This window comes from Paenarthrobacter sp. NPDC057981, assembly GCF_042886835.1.
Taxonomy (GTDB): domain Bacteria; phylum Actinomycetota; class Actinomycetes; order Actinomycetales; family Micrococcaceae; genus Arthrobacter.
In genome coordinates, this window is sequence record NZ_JBHVQI010000008.1 from 47,076 (window position 1) to 61,840 (window position 14,765).

The 14,765-nt window shown below is 61.3% G+C and carries 11 protein-coding genes; 9 read left to right on the forward strand and 2 right to left on the reverse strand.

All coding sequences use genetic code 11. The features are described 5' to 3' along the window. Positions 1-6: 6 nt before the first annotated feature. Positions 7-1,476 carry a sensor histidine kinase gene (locus ACFVSI_RS09900; protein ID WP_387822585.1) on the forward strand — a complete coding sequence of 490 codons (1,470 nt, stop codon included), beginning with the start codon at positions 7-9 and terminating at the stop codon, positions 1,474-1,476. Positions 1,477-1,550: 74 nt separating this feature from the next. On the opposite strand, the gene ACFVSI_RS09905 is transcribed toward ACFVSI_RS09900, so the two are convergent. Beyond that, complete coding sequence (locus ACFVSI_RS09905; RefSeq protein WP_003804966.1) at positions 1,551-1,799, reverse strand: WhiB family transcriptional regulator; 249 nt, start codon at positions 1,797-1,799, stop codon at positions 1,551-1,553. 238 nt (positions 1,800-2,037) lie between these two features. Here ACFVSI_RS09905 and ACFVSI_RS09910 point away from each other — a divergent pair, with 238 nt between their 5' ends. Beyond that, a complete protein-coding gene (locus ACFVSI_RS09910) occupies positions 2,038-2,526 on the forward strand; it encodes a hypothetical protein (protein ID WP_387822587.1) in 489 nt (162 codons plus the stop codon). Between the two features lie 31 nt (positions 2,527-2,557). Here ACFVSI_RS09910 and ACFVSI_RS09915 read toward each other — a convergent pair whose 3' ends face one another. After that, on the reverse strand, positions 2,558-6,790 hold the full coding sequence (locus ACFVSI_RS09915; RefSeq protein ID WP_387822590.1) for an FtsK/SpoIIIE domain-containing protein: 4,233 nt from the start codon (positions 6,788-6,790) through the stop codon (positions 2,558-2,560). A 156-nt stretch (positions 6,791-6,946) separates the two neighbouring features. On the opposite strand from ACFVSI_RS09915, the gene ACFVSI_RS09920 reads away from it, so the two are divergent. From ACFVSI_RS09920 to ACFVSI_RS09950, 7 genes are all read left to right on the forward strand, one after another. Continuing rightward, positions 6,947-7,564, forward strand: a complete 618-nt coding sequence (locus ACFVSI_RS09920; RefSeq protein WP_144659798.1) for an acyltransferase — start codon at positions 6,947-6,949, stop codon at positions 7,562-7,564. After that, on the forward strand, positions 7,561-8,652 hold the full coding sequence (locus ACFVSI_RS09925; RefSeq protein ID WP_262275419.1) for a DegT/DnrJ/EryC1/StrS aminotransferase family protein: 1,092 nt from the start codon (positions 7,561-7,563) through the stop codon (positions 8,650-8,652). Before ACFVSI_RS09920 ends, ACFVSI_RS09925 begins: the two co-directional genes overlap by 4 nt. Next, a complete protein-coding gene (locus ACFVSI_RS09930) occupies positions 8,652-9,638 on the forward strand; it encodes a Gfo/Idh/MocA family oxidoreductase (protein ID WP_377545278.1) in 987 nt (328 codons plus the stop codon). The genes ACFVSI_RS09925 and ACFVSI_RS09930 overlap by 1 nt, the downstream gene beginning before the upstream one ends. 185 nt (positions 9,639-9,823) lie before the next feature. Further along, the gene (glf, locus tag ACFVSI_RS09935; RefSeq protein ID WP_262275417.1) at positions 9,824-11,008 is read left to right on the forward strand and encodes a UDP-galactopyranose mutase; all 1,185 of its coding nucleotides are present in this window, start codon (positions 9,824-9,826) and stop codon (positions 11,006-11,008) included. After that, on the forward strand, positions 11,005-13,014 hold the full coding sequence (locus ACFVSI_RS09940) for a glycosyltransferase (protein WP_387822596.1): 2,010 nt from the start codon (positions 11,005-11,007) through the stop codon (positions 13,012-13,014). The genes glf and ACFVSI_RS09940 overlap by 4 nt, the downstream gene beginning before the upstream one ends. A gap of 2 nt (positions 13,015-13,016) precedes the next feature. Then, entirely contained in the window at positions 13,017-13,874 is an 858-nt protein-coding gene (locus ACFVSI_RS09945) for an ABC transporter permease (protein WP_387822598.1), read from the forward strand. Continuing rightward, entirely contained in the window at positions 13,875-14,603 is a 729-nt protein-coding gene (locus ACFVSI_RS09950; protein ID WP_144659804.1) for an ABC transporter ATP-binding protein, read from the forward strand. Positions 14,604-14,765: the final 162 nt, after the last annotated feature.

A 14,765-nucleotide genomic window follows, 5' to 3' on the forward strand; every position in this document is an offset into this window, starting at 1 on the left:
GGTGCAGTGGCAATCTTTACAGACCCCATCAGGGAACATGCTGATTTCGGGCCTGGAGATGCCGAATGGCTGCACCTCCTGGTTGGCGACTGGCAAATGGTCGCGGATCTGGCTTTCGCGGACCTGGCTCTTTGGTTTCCGCACCCCGAGTTTGGCTACATAGCCCTCGCCCACGTCCGTCCGTCGACATCGCATACGGTGTTCCACGCGGACTTCGTGGGCGAGGGCATTCGCTCGGACCTTCGTCCACTGGTGGAGAAGGCCTGGAACAGCAGAGCCATCGAACGCTCCAGCGAGACCAGTTGGAGCAGCGAGATGGCTCTGCGGGTTGAAGCAGTGCCCATGGTGCGCAACGGAAGAACTCTCGCCGTCGTTACCTCACACATGGACCTCTCCAGCTCCCGCATGCCCTCGAGGCTGGAACTGACCTATCGGCAGTGTGCCTACGATCTCCTCCGCATGGGCACGCTCGGGCTCTGGCCCGACTTCGCTTCCCCGACGGGCTCGCGCCGGGGCGCGCCCCGCGTCGGTGATGGGCTGATCCGGCTCGACGCGGACGGCATAGTCCAGTACGCCAGTCCCAACGGGGTTTCCGCGTTCCGCAGGCTCGGCGAAGTGGAGTCCCTGGAGGGCCGGTCGCTTGCCGAGGTCACTGCGGGTCTGCTGAAAGACCGACGGATGGTGGACGAGACATTGCCCCTGGTAGTGACCGGCCGCATGCCTTGGCGAAGCGAGATTGAATCGAGGGGCGTCAGCCTTTCCTTGCGTGCCATCCCGCTGCGCGACGAACAACATCGATTCGGCGCCTTGGTGCTGTGCCGCGACGTCTCCGAACTCAGGCGTCGGGAGATGGAACTTGTCACCAAGGACGCCACGATCCGCGAGATCCACCACCGGGTCAAGAACAACCTGCAAACGGTGGCCGCCCTGCTGCGTATGCAGTCCCGGCGAATGGTCAGCGATGAGGCGAAGCAGGGCCTCGAACAAGCGATGCGGCGCGTGGCAACAATTGCACTGGTGCATGAAACCCTGTCCCAAGGCCTGACCCAGAGTGTTGATTTCGACGAGTTGATCGGGCGTCAGTTCCGGCTTTCCGCGGAAGTGGCATCGCCATCCCAACAGGTAAGAACTGAACGTTCAGGCCTGTTCGGGGAATTGCCCAGTGATTTTGCGACCCCGCTGGCCTTGGTCATCAATGAACTCGTTACCAATGCCGTTGAGCACGGACTTGAGGGCCGCACAGGCACTGTGTGGCTGGTGGCGGACCGCGCCGAGGGGGACGGCAAGGACGAATTCCTGACCGTAACGATCGCCGACGACGGCGTGGGGCTGCCGGATGGGCAATACGCCGAAGGTTTGGGCTTGCAGATTGTCCGAACCCTCGTCACCAGCGAACTCGGGGGAACCATTCAGTGGAGCCCGAGGGAAGGCGGCGGGACAGCCGTGCAGATCGTACTGAATCTCGCACGCGCATAGCGCGCCTGCACTGCCGGGGTTAAAAAGCAGAGGCCGCGGACCGGATGGTCCGCGGCCTCTTTCGCCTCTGCTTCTTAGGAGGCGCGACGTGCGCGTGCTGCGCGACGCTTGAGGGCACGCCGTTCGTCTTCACTCATTCCGCCCCAAACGCCTGCATCCTGGCCGGACTCCAATGCCCACTGCAGGCACGTGTCCACGACGGGGCAGCGGCGGCAAACGCTCTTGGCTTCCTCGATCTGGAGAAGTGCGGGTCCCGTGTTGCCGACTGGGAAGAAGAGCTCCGGGTCCTTGTCGAGGCAGGCTGCGCGATTACGCCAATCCATGCTGATCAGTCACTCCATTCGTGAGAACTAGAAAGGCCTTTTGTGAAAACATTCACGAGAGGCTCCAAAGGAAAGGGGCCCGCATGGGCCCCCTTGGTCGTCTGAGTCAAGCGTTTCATGTTAACGCCTTGTAAACAAGGGGTGTTAGTGGTCGAAATGCTCGGAATCCGTGAGCGATGCATCACATCAGCCGCCAGTGCCCTCACTGCTAGATGACTATGTCCGGTAGTGTGCCAGTGTGTCAAGACCTCCTGTAAACCCTGCCCAGCCACACTCCGGCCCTGATGGAAATGACGATTCCGACCGCCCAGGTCCGGGCAACGTCGGGACGTCGCGACCTCGCGGGATAGTCATTATTTCCATCGTCGTTGCCCTCGAAGCCACAGCCTTGCTCGCTGCTGCCGCTTGGTACGGATTTGAACTCCTTACAGGTGCTCCCGTACTGACTTTTTGGGGAGCCGTCTTTACCTTGGTCCTGCTCCTGGCTTTCTCGGCCTGGCTGTTCGCGGTAGGGCATTTCCTATTCCGGGGCTTCCGATGGACGCGCGCGGCTGCTTTGGTGGCCCAACTGTTCGTCCTCACCATTGGTTTCCCCACGATGACAGGCGGCCTTGTACTCCCTGGGCTGGCCATGATCTTTCCGGCACTGGCCGCGATCATCTTCCTCTTCCAGCGGGATGTCATCTCCTTTGCTTCGCGGACGGGTGGCAGTAACGGCGCCCTGTGACCCCCTTGCTCCCGTGACGCCGCAGTTGCTGTCACTCCCGTGTCGGAAATCCAGCGGAAAGTACCCCTTGAAAGGGAATTGCTTCTCCTCGGTCAATGATGAAGCCCCTGCCCGGACGGCGGCCGGGGTCAGCGGAGAGCCGTACGCCCAGCAGCTCCCCATCAAGAGGGCTTCCGTGCGCCAGCAGCAAACCCATTCCTGACGCCTGCACTTCTTTGACCAAAGGAAGGTGGTGCAGGGCTGGACCGGGCGTGGCCGTCAGGATGATGCCGGCGACCTGGCCGGCCAAGGCGTCAAGAGCCCGTCGGCCCGTGGCGTCCAAGGACTCGACGTCGTCCACCAACAGGACACTTTGCGGGTTGAGGGTTCCGTCGGCTGCCGCCGATGCCTTTGAAGCCCAGAAGGCTCCCGCAGCTGACCCGTCCGGAGGGAAAAGCCAGTGTATCTGCGGGTTCAAACTCACCAGCGACCAAAGAATGGTGGTCTTGCCGGATCTTGGGCTGCCCAGCACGATGCTGACGCCTCTTGTCTTCAGGGGGAATGCCGCCGGCGAAGCGTCGTCCCCCGCAACCCCGATCCACAATGGCTCAGGGGCCTGCGGATCGAGCTTCAATTCTCCGTGGGGCGCAACGTCAGCCGATGCACCGCCGCGTTCCGTTCCCGCGCTGGGTGCCCCGCCGACGCAGGTGTCACCTCCAGCGCCCTGGAGCGTCGGCACTGGGGCTTTTCCGGAAGGTGCGGCCGCTTCTTTGCGGCTAAGGAAATCTTCATGTGTCAGCAACAGGGGGAGCGGGCGTAAACGAAACGGCGGTTCAGCTGCAATGCGCTTGCCGAACGGCCAGGTACCGGCTGCAGGTGCCTCCCTGAACTGCGCCGTCGCCGGCCGGGATTCGACAATGTTTCCCGAAACGAAAGCGCGACCCGGGGCGGCTTCCATCTCAGGCAAACGAGGCCAGTGGAAACGCGACTCCTCAGTGGTGCCCAGGGGGAAGTATGCGCGGTTTGATATGGCCGCGAACAAGCGCGAGCTGACCAGTTCCCGTTCACCTGAGATCAACAACGTGATCCCCAAGGGGACTCCGTCCCTGGCGATTTCGTGGAGCATGCCCTCCGCCCACTCGTAGGGGCCGCCTCTCAGCGCCGACATCCATGAACACCAGCCAGCGACAATCAGCACAAGCGGCGAACGGCCATCAGGCAGATCCGGGGCTGCGCGCCTCGTCTCCAACTCGGCTGCCACCCGCGACAGGATCCGTGCCGCGAAGCCAAGTTGGTCCAAGCCTGCGTAAGCCCCGATTCCTTGACCAGCTTCGACGTTGCCCAGCAGCCGGTTCGCGTCCAGTATGTACAGGCAGGGTTGGGGTGCTTGGGTTGCCAGCATGGCGGCTACAGCCCGGAAGCTATGGTTCATGCCGCTGGAAGGGCCGCCGACCATTGCAAGATGTCCGTGCTTGGCCGGCGACCAGTACAAGCAGTCCACACGCTGCAGGGTGGGTTTGTCGAGGAGCGCAATGGGTCCCACTCGCCACGGCTCTGCAACGCTATCGGGCATCCCCGGTGGTTTATCCACGAGCGCAAGCCTGTCGTCCCAAGGGATGCGCTGCGGCAGCGGGGCGGCGATGGGACTCCGGGGCGAGGGCATGCCCAGGTAGCCCCAGGCTTCACCTATGACAGACACGAGCTGTCCGATGCCCGTCTCCGTGTGGTTATCAACTGTCTCCGTTCGGGATACCCCACGCAAAGCACCCGCGCTAGCCGGGGATTCACTGAGTGCTTGGGCAGTGGACTGAACCACTGGTCGAAGGGGGTCAACAGTGCCGCCTGCCACTTCTGCAGAGCTTGAAGGTACGGTGTCCGGATACAGGAAACTCAAAGACGCTGCCTGGAACTCCTGAGGCTCCTTGGCTGCCGTAGCAAGGAAACCCCGGCCCGGGACATCAACGCCTATGGACGCAGCATCCTTGGAATTGATGATGTCCACGGATTCCATTTCCGACTGGACCCGAAGGGAGATGCTGGAGGTGACGTTGGCCCGGATGTCGGCGGTCAGCGCCCCCTGCGGTCTCTGCGTGGCCATCACCAGATGAATTCCCAACGAACGACCTATAGTGGCGATGCGCATGAGCTCGCGAATGGCCGCCGGTTCCTCGTCCACAAGAATCCGAAACTCATCAATCACAAGTATCAGGTGCGCCAGCCCGACGCCTTCGGTACCAACTGATTCTTGGTAGTCAGCAAGATCCGCTGCCCCCTCCATAGCAAAGAGCCTCTCCCGGTACTTGACCTCCCCCCGCAACGACTCCAGTGCCCGATCAATGTTCTGATGGCCGAGGTCCGTCAGCAGGCCCACACAGTGCGGCAGCCCGGCCAAAGGACCCAAGCCGGACCCGCCCTTGAAATCCAGGAAAAGAAACGTCGCCTGCTCAGGCGGGACCGTCAGTGCGATGGACGCAACGAGTGTCCTGAGGAGTTCCGACTTTCCTGAACCGGTGGTACCTGCAACCAGGAGGTGGGGACCGTCGCGCTTGAAGCTGAAGGTGAGCGGTCCATCGTGGCCTTCTCCCAGCACGGCTGTCACGCCGTCCTTCCAGGAGGCGGAGCGCCACCGGTTAAGGACCCGGCGGTGACCGTACGGCAGTAGCGCGGCCAAGGAAGATCTACGCGGAAGGTCGCCTTCGCGGCGGCGCTCCGCCGTACTGGCTGCAGCGGCGACGGTACGGCAGAAGCGGTCGAAAACATCGGCTGGGACGAGGTCGGGCACGAAGTCCAGGCGCTCGCCGCCGGACTCGAAGGATGCAGCTGTTCCGGAGGGCTCGATGGTGATGGTGCCCGCTGATGCTCCAGCTGCGCCCTGGCAATGCAGTACTTGCCATCCGGCACGAAGGGCGCCCTGCACAGTTTTCTGCAGGGCCTCATCATCATGGAGCGCCCGGCTTCCCAACACCACGAGCCTCCCATGAGGGTTATGCCTGAGCTTGTTCAGAGTCTCCAGGGCAGCCGTCGTGTTTGAAGCGAGCGTCACCCGGGGGAGGAACCTGGCGCTCAGGGGGAGCCTGCCGGTCGGTCCCAGGATAAGGACCGGAGCGTCGGCGGAACCAGGGAAACTGGCGAGCTGCATGAGCATGAATCGAAGCATGGCTTCCACGTGCCCCTCATCTCCGAGGATCGCTACGCTCCGATGCTCCGGATCCAGGGTCACGGGGCACAGGCCGAGCCGCGGCGGAGTGAAGTGCGGATCCTCCGGAACCACGCGGATATTCGCTGAGGATTCGGTGGTGCCCAAGCGTAACCAGACCGCGTGGTTCTCCAGTCGTGGTGTCGCTTTGGAATCGGGCTCCGGAGTTGAACCAGCCCCACCGGTTTCGAATCCGTGGGCAGCGGGATCCTTGACGAAGGCGGCGAGCATGATCTCCGCGGCGGAGGGGGCACACCGGCGACGCCTGCTGGCATCGTCCTCGACCGCACCATCAAGGGCCCGCCGGTAATGCTGCCTGCCCTGCCTGCCCCGCATCAACGGAAGAAGTACACCGAGCGCCGATAGGGAAGTAAAGGCCAAATACATCCACATGCCGGTGGCCGCAGCGAGGCCTACGCCTGCAAGCAACGGCAGGCCGGCCGCTAGGGCAATGGTTGCACGACCCCCGTAGGTTCTTGTGCCGGGCACCGCAACAGGTTCTTTCACCGAACGGCCCGCATCCGTTGCAAGTACGGGAAAGTCGGTGGTGTCAGAGGAGAGGCTGAACGATGTTCGACCACAAACGATTGAGGAACGGGAGTTGACCAACGAGCGGCGGGTGGGGCGTCCGTCAACATAAACCGGATTCGATGCCGAGACGGCAGCTATCTCAAGATGTTTCCCCGACACCTCCAGCACTGCGTGGTGCCTCGACATTGTTGGATCTTCTATTGAAATGTCTGCAGCAGCCCTGCCGATACCGTGCTGCCCCCGCGGAATCCCGAAGACGGAACCTGCACCAGGGCCGGTATGGACCAACAACATCAATGGCAACGGTGGGTCGGGGGTCTTTGCCGGCGGTATCAAACCGTCCACCAGAACAGCTCCTGACACCAGGGGCGGCAACCCGACAGTTAGCGTCGCAAGATCCTCCATGCCAACTCTGAGCGGGCCGGTATCGCGGGCTGCCTTGAGCAGAGAAGCCAGGTGGGACCCAGGCGTCCCGGGCGCCACGGCGATGGATAGTTCCTCCGCTCCTGCGGGTGCGGAGGCAGTGGGACTGCGAACCAGTGTGCACTCCAATGTCATGCTTTGTCCTCCCTTTCCACACCATCGTTATGGAGGACCGAAGCGGACGGCAGCCTCGTTTGGGCTGTATGTGGACAACTTCGGCACCGCCATGGCAGATCCGGCCCTTGACGCCGCGGCTTTGTGTCTCGGCTAAGATGAAACTCGTTGTCGCGTGTGCTCAATGAGGAAGGACCTTCACCGGTGATAGTGGTTGCTGAGAGCGCCGATGTTTCAGACGAGGCGGTAATTGGTGATGGATCAAAGATCTGGCATCTGGCCCAAGTCCGCGAGCAGGCCGAATTAGGCGTCAATTGCATCGTCGGACGCGGGGCCTACATCGGCTCCGGAGTCAAGATGGGGGACAACTGCAAAGTCCAGAACTATGCACTTGTTTACGAGCCCGCGGAACTGGAGGCAGGGGTTTTCATCGGCCCCGCCGTAGTCCTGACGAACGACACCTACCCCCGGGCGGTTGCCCCGGACGGAACGTTGAAGAGTGCCCATGACTGGGAGCCCGTGGGCGTCACCATCCGTGAAGGCGCATCCATTGGAGCCCGCGCTGTATGCGTTGCTCCCGTCACTATTGGCCGGTGGGCCACCGTGGCAGCAGGCGCCGTTGTGGCCAAGGACGTTCCGGACTTTGCTTTGATGGTCGGAGTGCCGGCCAAGCGCCATGGTTGGGTCGGCAAGGCCGGTTTCCCGCTGCAGCGCAGCGGCGAAAACTGGGTATGCCCGGAAACCGGCGCCACATATGTTGAACAGAACGAGACCCTTCGAGAGGTAGAGGCATGAGCCCCGAATTCATTCCCCCCGCCAAGCCCATCATCGGTGATGATGAGCGCAAGGCAGTAGAGGCTGTTCTGGCCTCCGGCCAACTTGCACAGGGTTCGGAGGTTGCGTCCTTTGAACAGGAATTCTCGCAGGTCCTCCTTGACGGCCGGGCGGCTGTGGCAGTCAACTCCGGAACGTCCGGCTTGCACCTCGGGCTCCTTGCCGCAGGCATTGGTCCCGGCGACGAAGTCATTGTTCCGTCATTCACCTTTGCTGCTACAGCCAACTCCGTGGCATTGACGGGTGCAACCCCTGTCTTCGCCGATGTGGACATCAACCACTACACGCTGGATCCGGCGTCGGTCGAGTCGAAAATCACTGACCGGACGGCTGCCATCATGCCGGTTCACCTCTACGGCCACCCTTTTGACGTGGATGGCATCGGTGCAGTTGCCGCCAAGCACGGCGTAAAAGTCTTTGAAGATGCAGCCCAGGCCCACGGTGCCGCAGTCAACGGCCGCAAGGTCGGTACCTTCGGCGACTTCGCCATGTTCAGCCTGTACCCCACGAAGAACATGACCTCCGGCGAAGGCGGCATGGTCAGCACCGGTTTGGCCGACGTCGAACGGCGGCTTCGGTTGCTGCGGAACCAGGGCATGGAACGCCAGTACGAAAATGAGCTGGTTGGCTTCAACGCCCGCATGACCAACATCCACGCAGCGATTGGCCGCGTTCAGTTGACCAAGGTCGAGGGCTGGACGAAGACCCGTCAGGAGAACGCGGCGTTCTTCGATGCAAACATCGAAGGTGTCGTTACCCCGAAGGTTGTAGAGGGCTACGAGCACGTCTACCACCAGTACACCATCCGCATCGCCGAGGACCGTGATGGTTTCGCCAAGGCTCTGCGCGAGGAGTACAACGTGGGCTGCGGCGTGTACTACCCGATCCCCAACCACCGTCTCGCCCCGTTCCAGACCTCTGATGACCTGCCGGTCACCGAAGAAGCAGCATCGACCGTGCTGTCCCTTCCTGTGCACCCGTCATTGAGCCAGGATGACCTCGACAGGATCGTTGCGGCAGTCAACGCTGTGGCAAAGGCAGGTAGCTAGTGGCAAATCTGCGCGCTGGCCTCATCGGACTCGGCATGATGGGCCGTCACCACGCACGCGTTATCCGCGAGCTTGACGGTGTCGACCTTGTTGCCGTTGCTGATTCCTTTGGGGACCCACACAACGTAGCCAGTGGCTTGGAGGTCTGCAGCACCGTTGAGCAGCTCATCGAGCAGGGCATCGATATGGCTGTCGCAGCCGTGCCGACAATCTTGCACGAGGAAGTTGCCTTGCAGCTTGCCGAAGCCGGAGTGCACTGCCTGGTGGAAAAGCCCATCGCCAATGACTCGGTGTCGGGCCGTCGCATAGCCGAGGCTTTCGATGCCAAGGGCTTGATCGGTGCCGTGGGACATATTGAACGCTTCAACCCGTCCCTGCAGAGCCTTCGCGACCGCCTTGGCAATGGCGATCTCGGCGAGGTTTACCAGATCTCCACCCGCCGCCAGGGTCCCTTCCCCTCGCGGATCGCCGATGTTGGTGTGGTCAAGGACCTCGCGACCCACGACATCGACCTCACGGCGTGGTTGGCTCAAAGCAACTTCGTCAACGTGGTGGCGCACACCACTTCCCGCAGCGGACGCGAACACGAAGACATGGTCACAGCCATTGGGCACCTCAAGGATGGGGTCGTTACCAACCACATCGTCAACTGGCTCTCTCCCATGAAGGAACGCACCACTGTTGTTCTGGGCGAGCGAGGCGCGTTCATTGCCGACACGATTTCGGCGGACCTGACGTTTGTCGAGAACGGCACTTTCCAGACGGACTGGGACTCCATCGCGGCCTTCCGTGGCGTCTCCGAAGGTTCTTCTACCCGCTTTGCTTTGGCCAAGCGCGAACCGTTGAAGATGGAACACGAGGCTTTCCGCGATGCGGTCCTCGGCAAGTCCATGAACATTGTCACAATGGCCGAAGGGCTTGAGACCCTCCGCGTCGCTGAGGCCGTGCTCAAGTCGGCCGAAACCGGCGCCGTCGTCGCACTTTAGCCGAAGGATACTTCGGGCATTTGAACGGGAGGCTGGCGCTGGCCAAGCCTCCCGTTCGTTTTTCAGGTCAATCGCTGCCGTGCTTCCGCGCGCCCCCCGAATCGGGATTAGATCGTAACGTCGGGTAGCCTTGACCAGTAGACGTGGGCATTTCTGTGCCCGCACGCCAATACACAGGAGAGTTTGTGAACGCTGATCTCGTCGTCGTCGGCTCGGGTTTCTTTGGCCTGACCATTGCAGAACGCGCCGCTACCGAGTTGGGGCTGAAGGTTGCGGTGCTTGATCGCCGTCACCACATTGGTGGAAACGCCTACAGCGAGAACGAAGCAAAGACGGGAATCGAGGTGCACCGCTATGGAGCCCACCTCTTCCACACGTCCAACGAACGCGTTTGGGAGTATGTGAACCGGTTCACCAAGTTCACCAACTACCAGCACAAGGTGTACACCAGCCACAAGGGCGAGGTGTACCCCATGCCCATCAACCTGGGCACCATCAACCAGTTCTTCCGCTCGGCCATGAGCCCCTCGGAAGCGAAGGCGCTTATTGCCGAACAGGCCGGCGAACTTGCCGGAACGGATCCCCAGAACCTGAATGACAAGGGCATCCAGCTGATCGGACGCCCGCTGTACGAGGCGTTCATCAAGCACTACACGGGCAAGCAGTGGCAGACGGATCCCAAGGACCTGCCGGCGGAGATCATTTCCCGACTTCCCGTGCGCTACAACTACGACAACCGCTACTTCAATGACACCCATGAAGGGCTACCGGTTGACGGCTACACCGCCTGGATTGAGCGTATGGCGGATAACCCCAATATTGAAGTTGTCCTCAATACGGACTTCTTCGACGACGGCGAGTTCGGCCGCTCCTCCGTCCTTGGCCAGGTGCCTGTTATCTACACCGGCCCAGTGGACCGCTACTTCGACTACGCCGAGGGCGACCTTTCGTGGCGCACGATCGACCTTGAAGAAGAGGTCCTGCCCATCGAGGACTTCCAGGGTTGTGCCGTTATGAACTACCCCGATGCCGAGGAAAAGTACACCCGCATCCACGAATTCCGCCACTTCCACCCGGAGCGCGACTACACCAAGGACGCTACGGTCATCATGCGCGAGTTCTCGCGCTTTGCTGAGAAGGGCGACGAGCCTTACTACCCCATCAACACCTCCGACGACCGCCAGAAGCTTCTTGCCTACCGCGATCTCGCCAAGGGTGAGAAATCGGTGCTGTTCGGTGGACGCCTTGGCACCTACAAGTACCTTGACATGCACATGGCCATTGGCTCCGCACTGTCAATGTACGACAACAAGATCAAGCCGCACTTCACCGGCGGCGCAAAGCTTGAAAGTGGGGGAGTGGACGCGTGACCGCCACAACAAATGAAAGCCAGGAGATCGCCATGACGGCTACTACCGCCGCGGATGTTCCCGGTTCAACGGAAGAAAACCTGCGGATTGTTCAGCGGGTCATTTTCCCGGCGAACCGCGACCTTGACACCCTTCCCCTCTACGTGGACCCCGACACGAGCACGGTCCAGAAGGGCAGCCAGGGAAGCTCGGAAGTACAGGCAGTAGGCATCGCCCGGCAGCTTCACCCCGAAGACATCCTTGACCGTGGTTCCGTCCAGGTCCGCCGCGGAGAACGCCTCTCATTCGGTTCCTACTTCAATGCCTTCCCTGCCAGCTACTGGCGTAAGTGGACGATTGCCACGAAGACCGTCCTCCACCTCGAAACCGAGGGCGAAGGAACCATCATCGTCTACCGCTCCAACGCCCGTGGAGCTTCCCAGCGCGTGGATTCCGTACTGGTTGAAGGGTCCGCTGCCAACGATTTCGAATTGACGCTGGCACCGTTTGGCGACGGCGGCTGGTACTGGTTCGACCTCATCGCCGGCGGCGAGGGCATGGCGCTGAAAAGCGCCCACTGGGCCGTGCCCGACGAGGGTCGCCCCCACGGCCGTGTCACCTTGGGCGTCACTACCTTCAACCGAGCGGACTACTGCCTGGAAACCATCAAGGCCATTGATGGCGATGCCGGGCTCCGGGAAATTCTTGCCGAACTGATCATCGTCGACCAAGGAAACAAGAAAGTCGCCGACGAAGCCGGCTTTGACGCCGTCGCTGAATCCATGGGTGACCAGCTGCGGATCATCAACCAAGGCAACCTTGGCGGTTCGGGTGGTTTCGCCCGGAACATGTACGAGATGCTCGTGTCCGACAAGAGCGATTACGTCATGCTGCTCGATGACGACATTGAACTGGAGACAGAGGGCGTCATGCGAGCGGTAGCGTTCGCCGACCTCTGCAGGAAGCCGACCATTGTTGGCGGTCACATGTTCGACATGTACAACAAGTCGGTTCTGCACGCCTACTCCGAGGTGGTCAACTTCTACCGGTTCCTTTGGGGTCCGGTCGAAGGCCTGGGGGACCACGACTTCTCGCAGGCGGGTCTGCGCTCAACACCGCAGCTGCACCGCCGCTGGGACGCCGACTACAACGGTTGGTGGATGTGCCTCATCCCCAAGGCCGTGGTTGAGACCATCGGGCTCTCACTGCCTGTGTTCATCAAATGGGACGACGCCGAGTACTCGCTTCGTGCCCGTGCCGCCGGCTTCCCGACTGTAACCCTTCCTGGCGCGGCAGTCTGGCACGTTTCCTGGGCCGATAAAGACGACTCCGTGGACTGGCAGGCTTACTACCACGAGCGGAACCGCCTCATCGCGACTCTCCTGCACTCGCCGTTCCCCAAGGGTGGTCGAATCCTCCGGGAGAGCCTGAACGCGGACATCAAGCACCTGGTCTCGATGCAGTACTACCCTGAGCAGGCCCGCGTTATGGCCCTGCGTGATGTCCTTGCCGGACCAGGCGATCTTCACAAGCAACTACCCACCACCATGCCGAAGCTTCGCGCCATGCGCGATGAATTCCCGGACTCCCAGATCAAGACGGACCCTGCCGCCTTCCCGGAGGTCTTCCGGAAGCGTCCGCCGAAGAAGCCCCAGTCCTACAAGCAGCCTGGTGCCCTCGGCCTTCTTCCGTGGGCTGTCAAGACAGTCTTGAAGCAGACGCTGGCTCCTGTGCGGGACACCGCCAAGGCCAACCCGGAGGCCCAGGTGGCCCACCAGGACGGAAAATGGTGGAGCCTGGCGCACCTGGACAGCGCGGTGGTCTCGAACGCAGATGGCACCGGCGCATCCTGGCACCTGAGGGATCCCAAAATGGCCCGCCAACTTGTGGTTGAATCCGCCAAGCTGCACGCGCAGCTTTTCTCCAACTGGGAGACCCTCCGCACGCAGTACCGCGATGCACTTCCGGAGATTACCTCGGTGGAATCCTGGCGCAAGACGTTCGAAGCATCGGAGCCTAACAAGTAGCAATGGCCACTTCCACTGATACATATGCTGTTCCGGGGGTAGGTGCCGGCCTGCTGGACGTTTACCGACGCCGGTACCTCCTGAAGTTGATTGTCCGTAAGGAACTCCGGGTCCGCTACCGTGGTTCGGTCCTCGGCTTGGCCTGGTCCTATGTCAAGCCCTTGGTCCAGTACGTGGTGCTGTTCTTCGCCCTGGGCATTGTGCTGCGTGTTGGGGACCAAATCCCCAATTACGCGCTGTACATGTTCTCCGGCGTCATCGTCATCAACTTTTTCTCCGAAGCGTTCTCGAACGCCACGCGCTCCATTGTTTCCAATGCTGCCTTGGTGAAGAAGATCTACTTGCCGCGCGAGCTCTTCCCGGTGGCTTCGGTGTGGGTGGCGGCGGTTCACTTCCTGCCGCAGCTGGTGGTACTGCTTGCCGCTGCCTTGCTCACGGGCTGGCATCCGGATGTCTTCCAGCTCATCGGGGCGGCACTGGGCTTCGTCATCGTTGCAGTCACGGCTACTGGTCTTGGTTTGCTGGCCGGTGCCATCAACGTCTTTTTCAGGGATGCTGAGAACATCGTCGACATGCTGATGATGATCGTCACCTGGACCTCGCCCGTTCTGTACGACTGGACTATGATCCGGCGCCTGGCCCCGGAATGGGTGCTGGCGATCTATCAGCTGAATCCCATCACCGTAGCCGTTGAGCTCTTCCACTGGGCGTTCTGGTACCCCACCGTGAACCGACCCGTTGAACTGCCCCCGCACCTGATGTGGACAGGACTGCTCGGGCTCGGAATGGCTGCATTGTTCCTCATCATCGGCCAGCTTGTCTTCCGACGGCTTGAGGGCCACTTTGCGCAGGAGGTCTAAATGGGTGCTGCTGTAATAGTCAAGGACCTCAAGAAAACGTTCAACCTACGCCACTCGCACTCCTTGAAGGAGACACTCGTTTGGCTTGTTAAGGGACGCCGGGGCGATCTCACCAGGAAGTTCGATGCCCTCCATGACGTCAGCTTTGAAATCCAGCCGGGGGAGACCGTTGCCCTGCTGGGCTTCAACGGTTCCGGCAAATCAACGCTGCTGAAACTCATTTCCGGCGTTATTCTCCCCGACAAGGGCACGGTTCGCACCAAGGGCCGTGTAGCCGGGTTGATCGAGGTTGGCGCGGGGTTCCACCCGGACCTGTCCGGGCGCGAGAACGTTTTCCTGAACGCCGCCATCCTCGGCATGACGGAACAGGAGATCAACGAGAAGTTCGAGGACATCGTCGCCTTCTCCGAGATTGAACAGTTCATCGATACCGAGGTTAAGTTCTATTCCTCCGGTATGTTTTTGCGCCTTGCCTTTGCAGTGGCGGTGCATACCCAGCCGGACATCTTCCTCGTGGACGAAATCCTGGCCGTGGGCGATGAGCCCTTCCAGCGGAAGTGCCTGGCCAAGATTAAGCAGCTTTCGGACGAGGGCCGCACGCTCGTTGTTGTCAGCCACGACCTCGACATGATCTCCAGGATCTGTGACAGGGGAGTGGTGCTTTCCTCCGGCACGGTGCAGTTCGAAGGCCCTGCTGACGAAGCCGTGGCCTGGCTGCGGGAGCACTGAACCCCTAAGGGAGCCAAAGCCACCGGAGTCCAAAAGGCCGTTGTGCCTCTGTTCACGCAGAGGCACAACGGCCTTTTGTTCTCGCTCCTCCTCTTCAGGAAGGGGGGAGGCTGGAACCAAAGCCATGCATACGAAAAGAGCGTCCATCCCGTTGGGGTGGAC

What these genes read in the sequence shown, in the direction of transcription:
- ACFVSI_RS09925 (WP_262275419.1), top strand. Translation starts at nt 7,561, where the DNA reads ATGAGCCCCGAATTCATTCCCCCCGCCAAGCCCATCATCGGTGATGAT.
- ACFVSI_RS09950 (WP_144659804.1), top strand. Translation starts at nt 13,875, where the DNA reads ATGGGTGCTGCTGTAATAGTCAAGGACCTCAAGAAAACGTTCAACCTA.
- ACFVSI_RS09905 (WP_003804966.1), bottom strand. Translation starts at nt 1,799, where the DNA reads ATGGATTGGCGTAATCGCGCAGCCTGCCTCGACAAGGACCCGGAGCTC.
- ACFVSI_RS09945 (WP_387822598.1), top strand. Translation starts at nt 13,017, where the DNA reads ATGGCCACTTCCACTGATACATATGCTGTTCCGGGGGTAGGTGCCGGC.
- ACFVSI_RS09915 (WP_387822590.1), bottom strand. Translation starts at nt 6,790, where the DNA reads ATGACATTGGAGTGCACACTGGTTCGCAGTCCCACTGCCTCCGCACCC.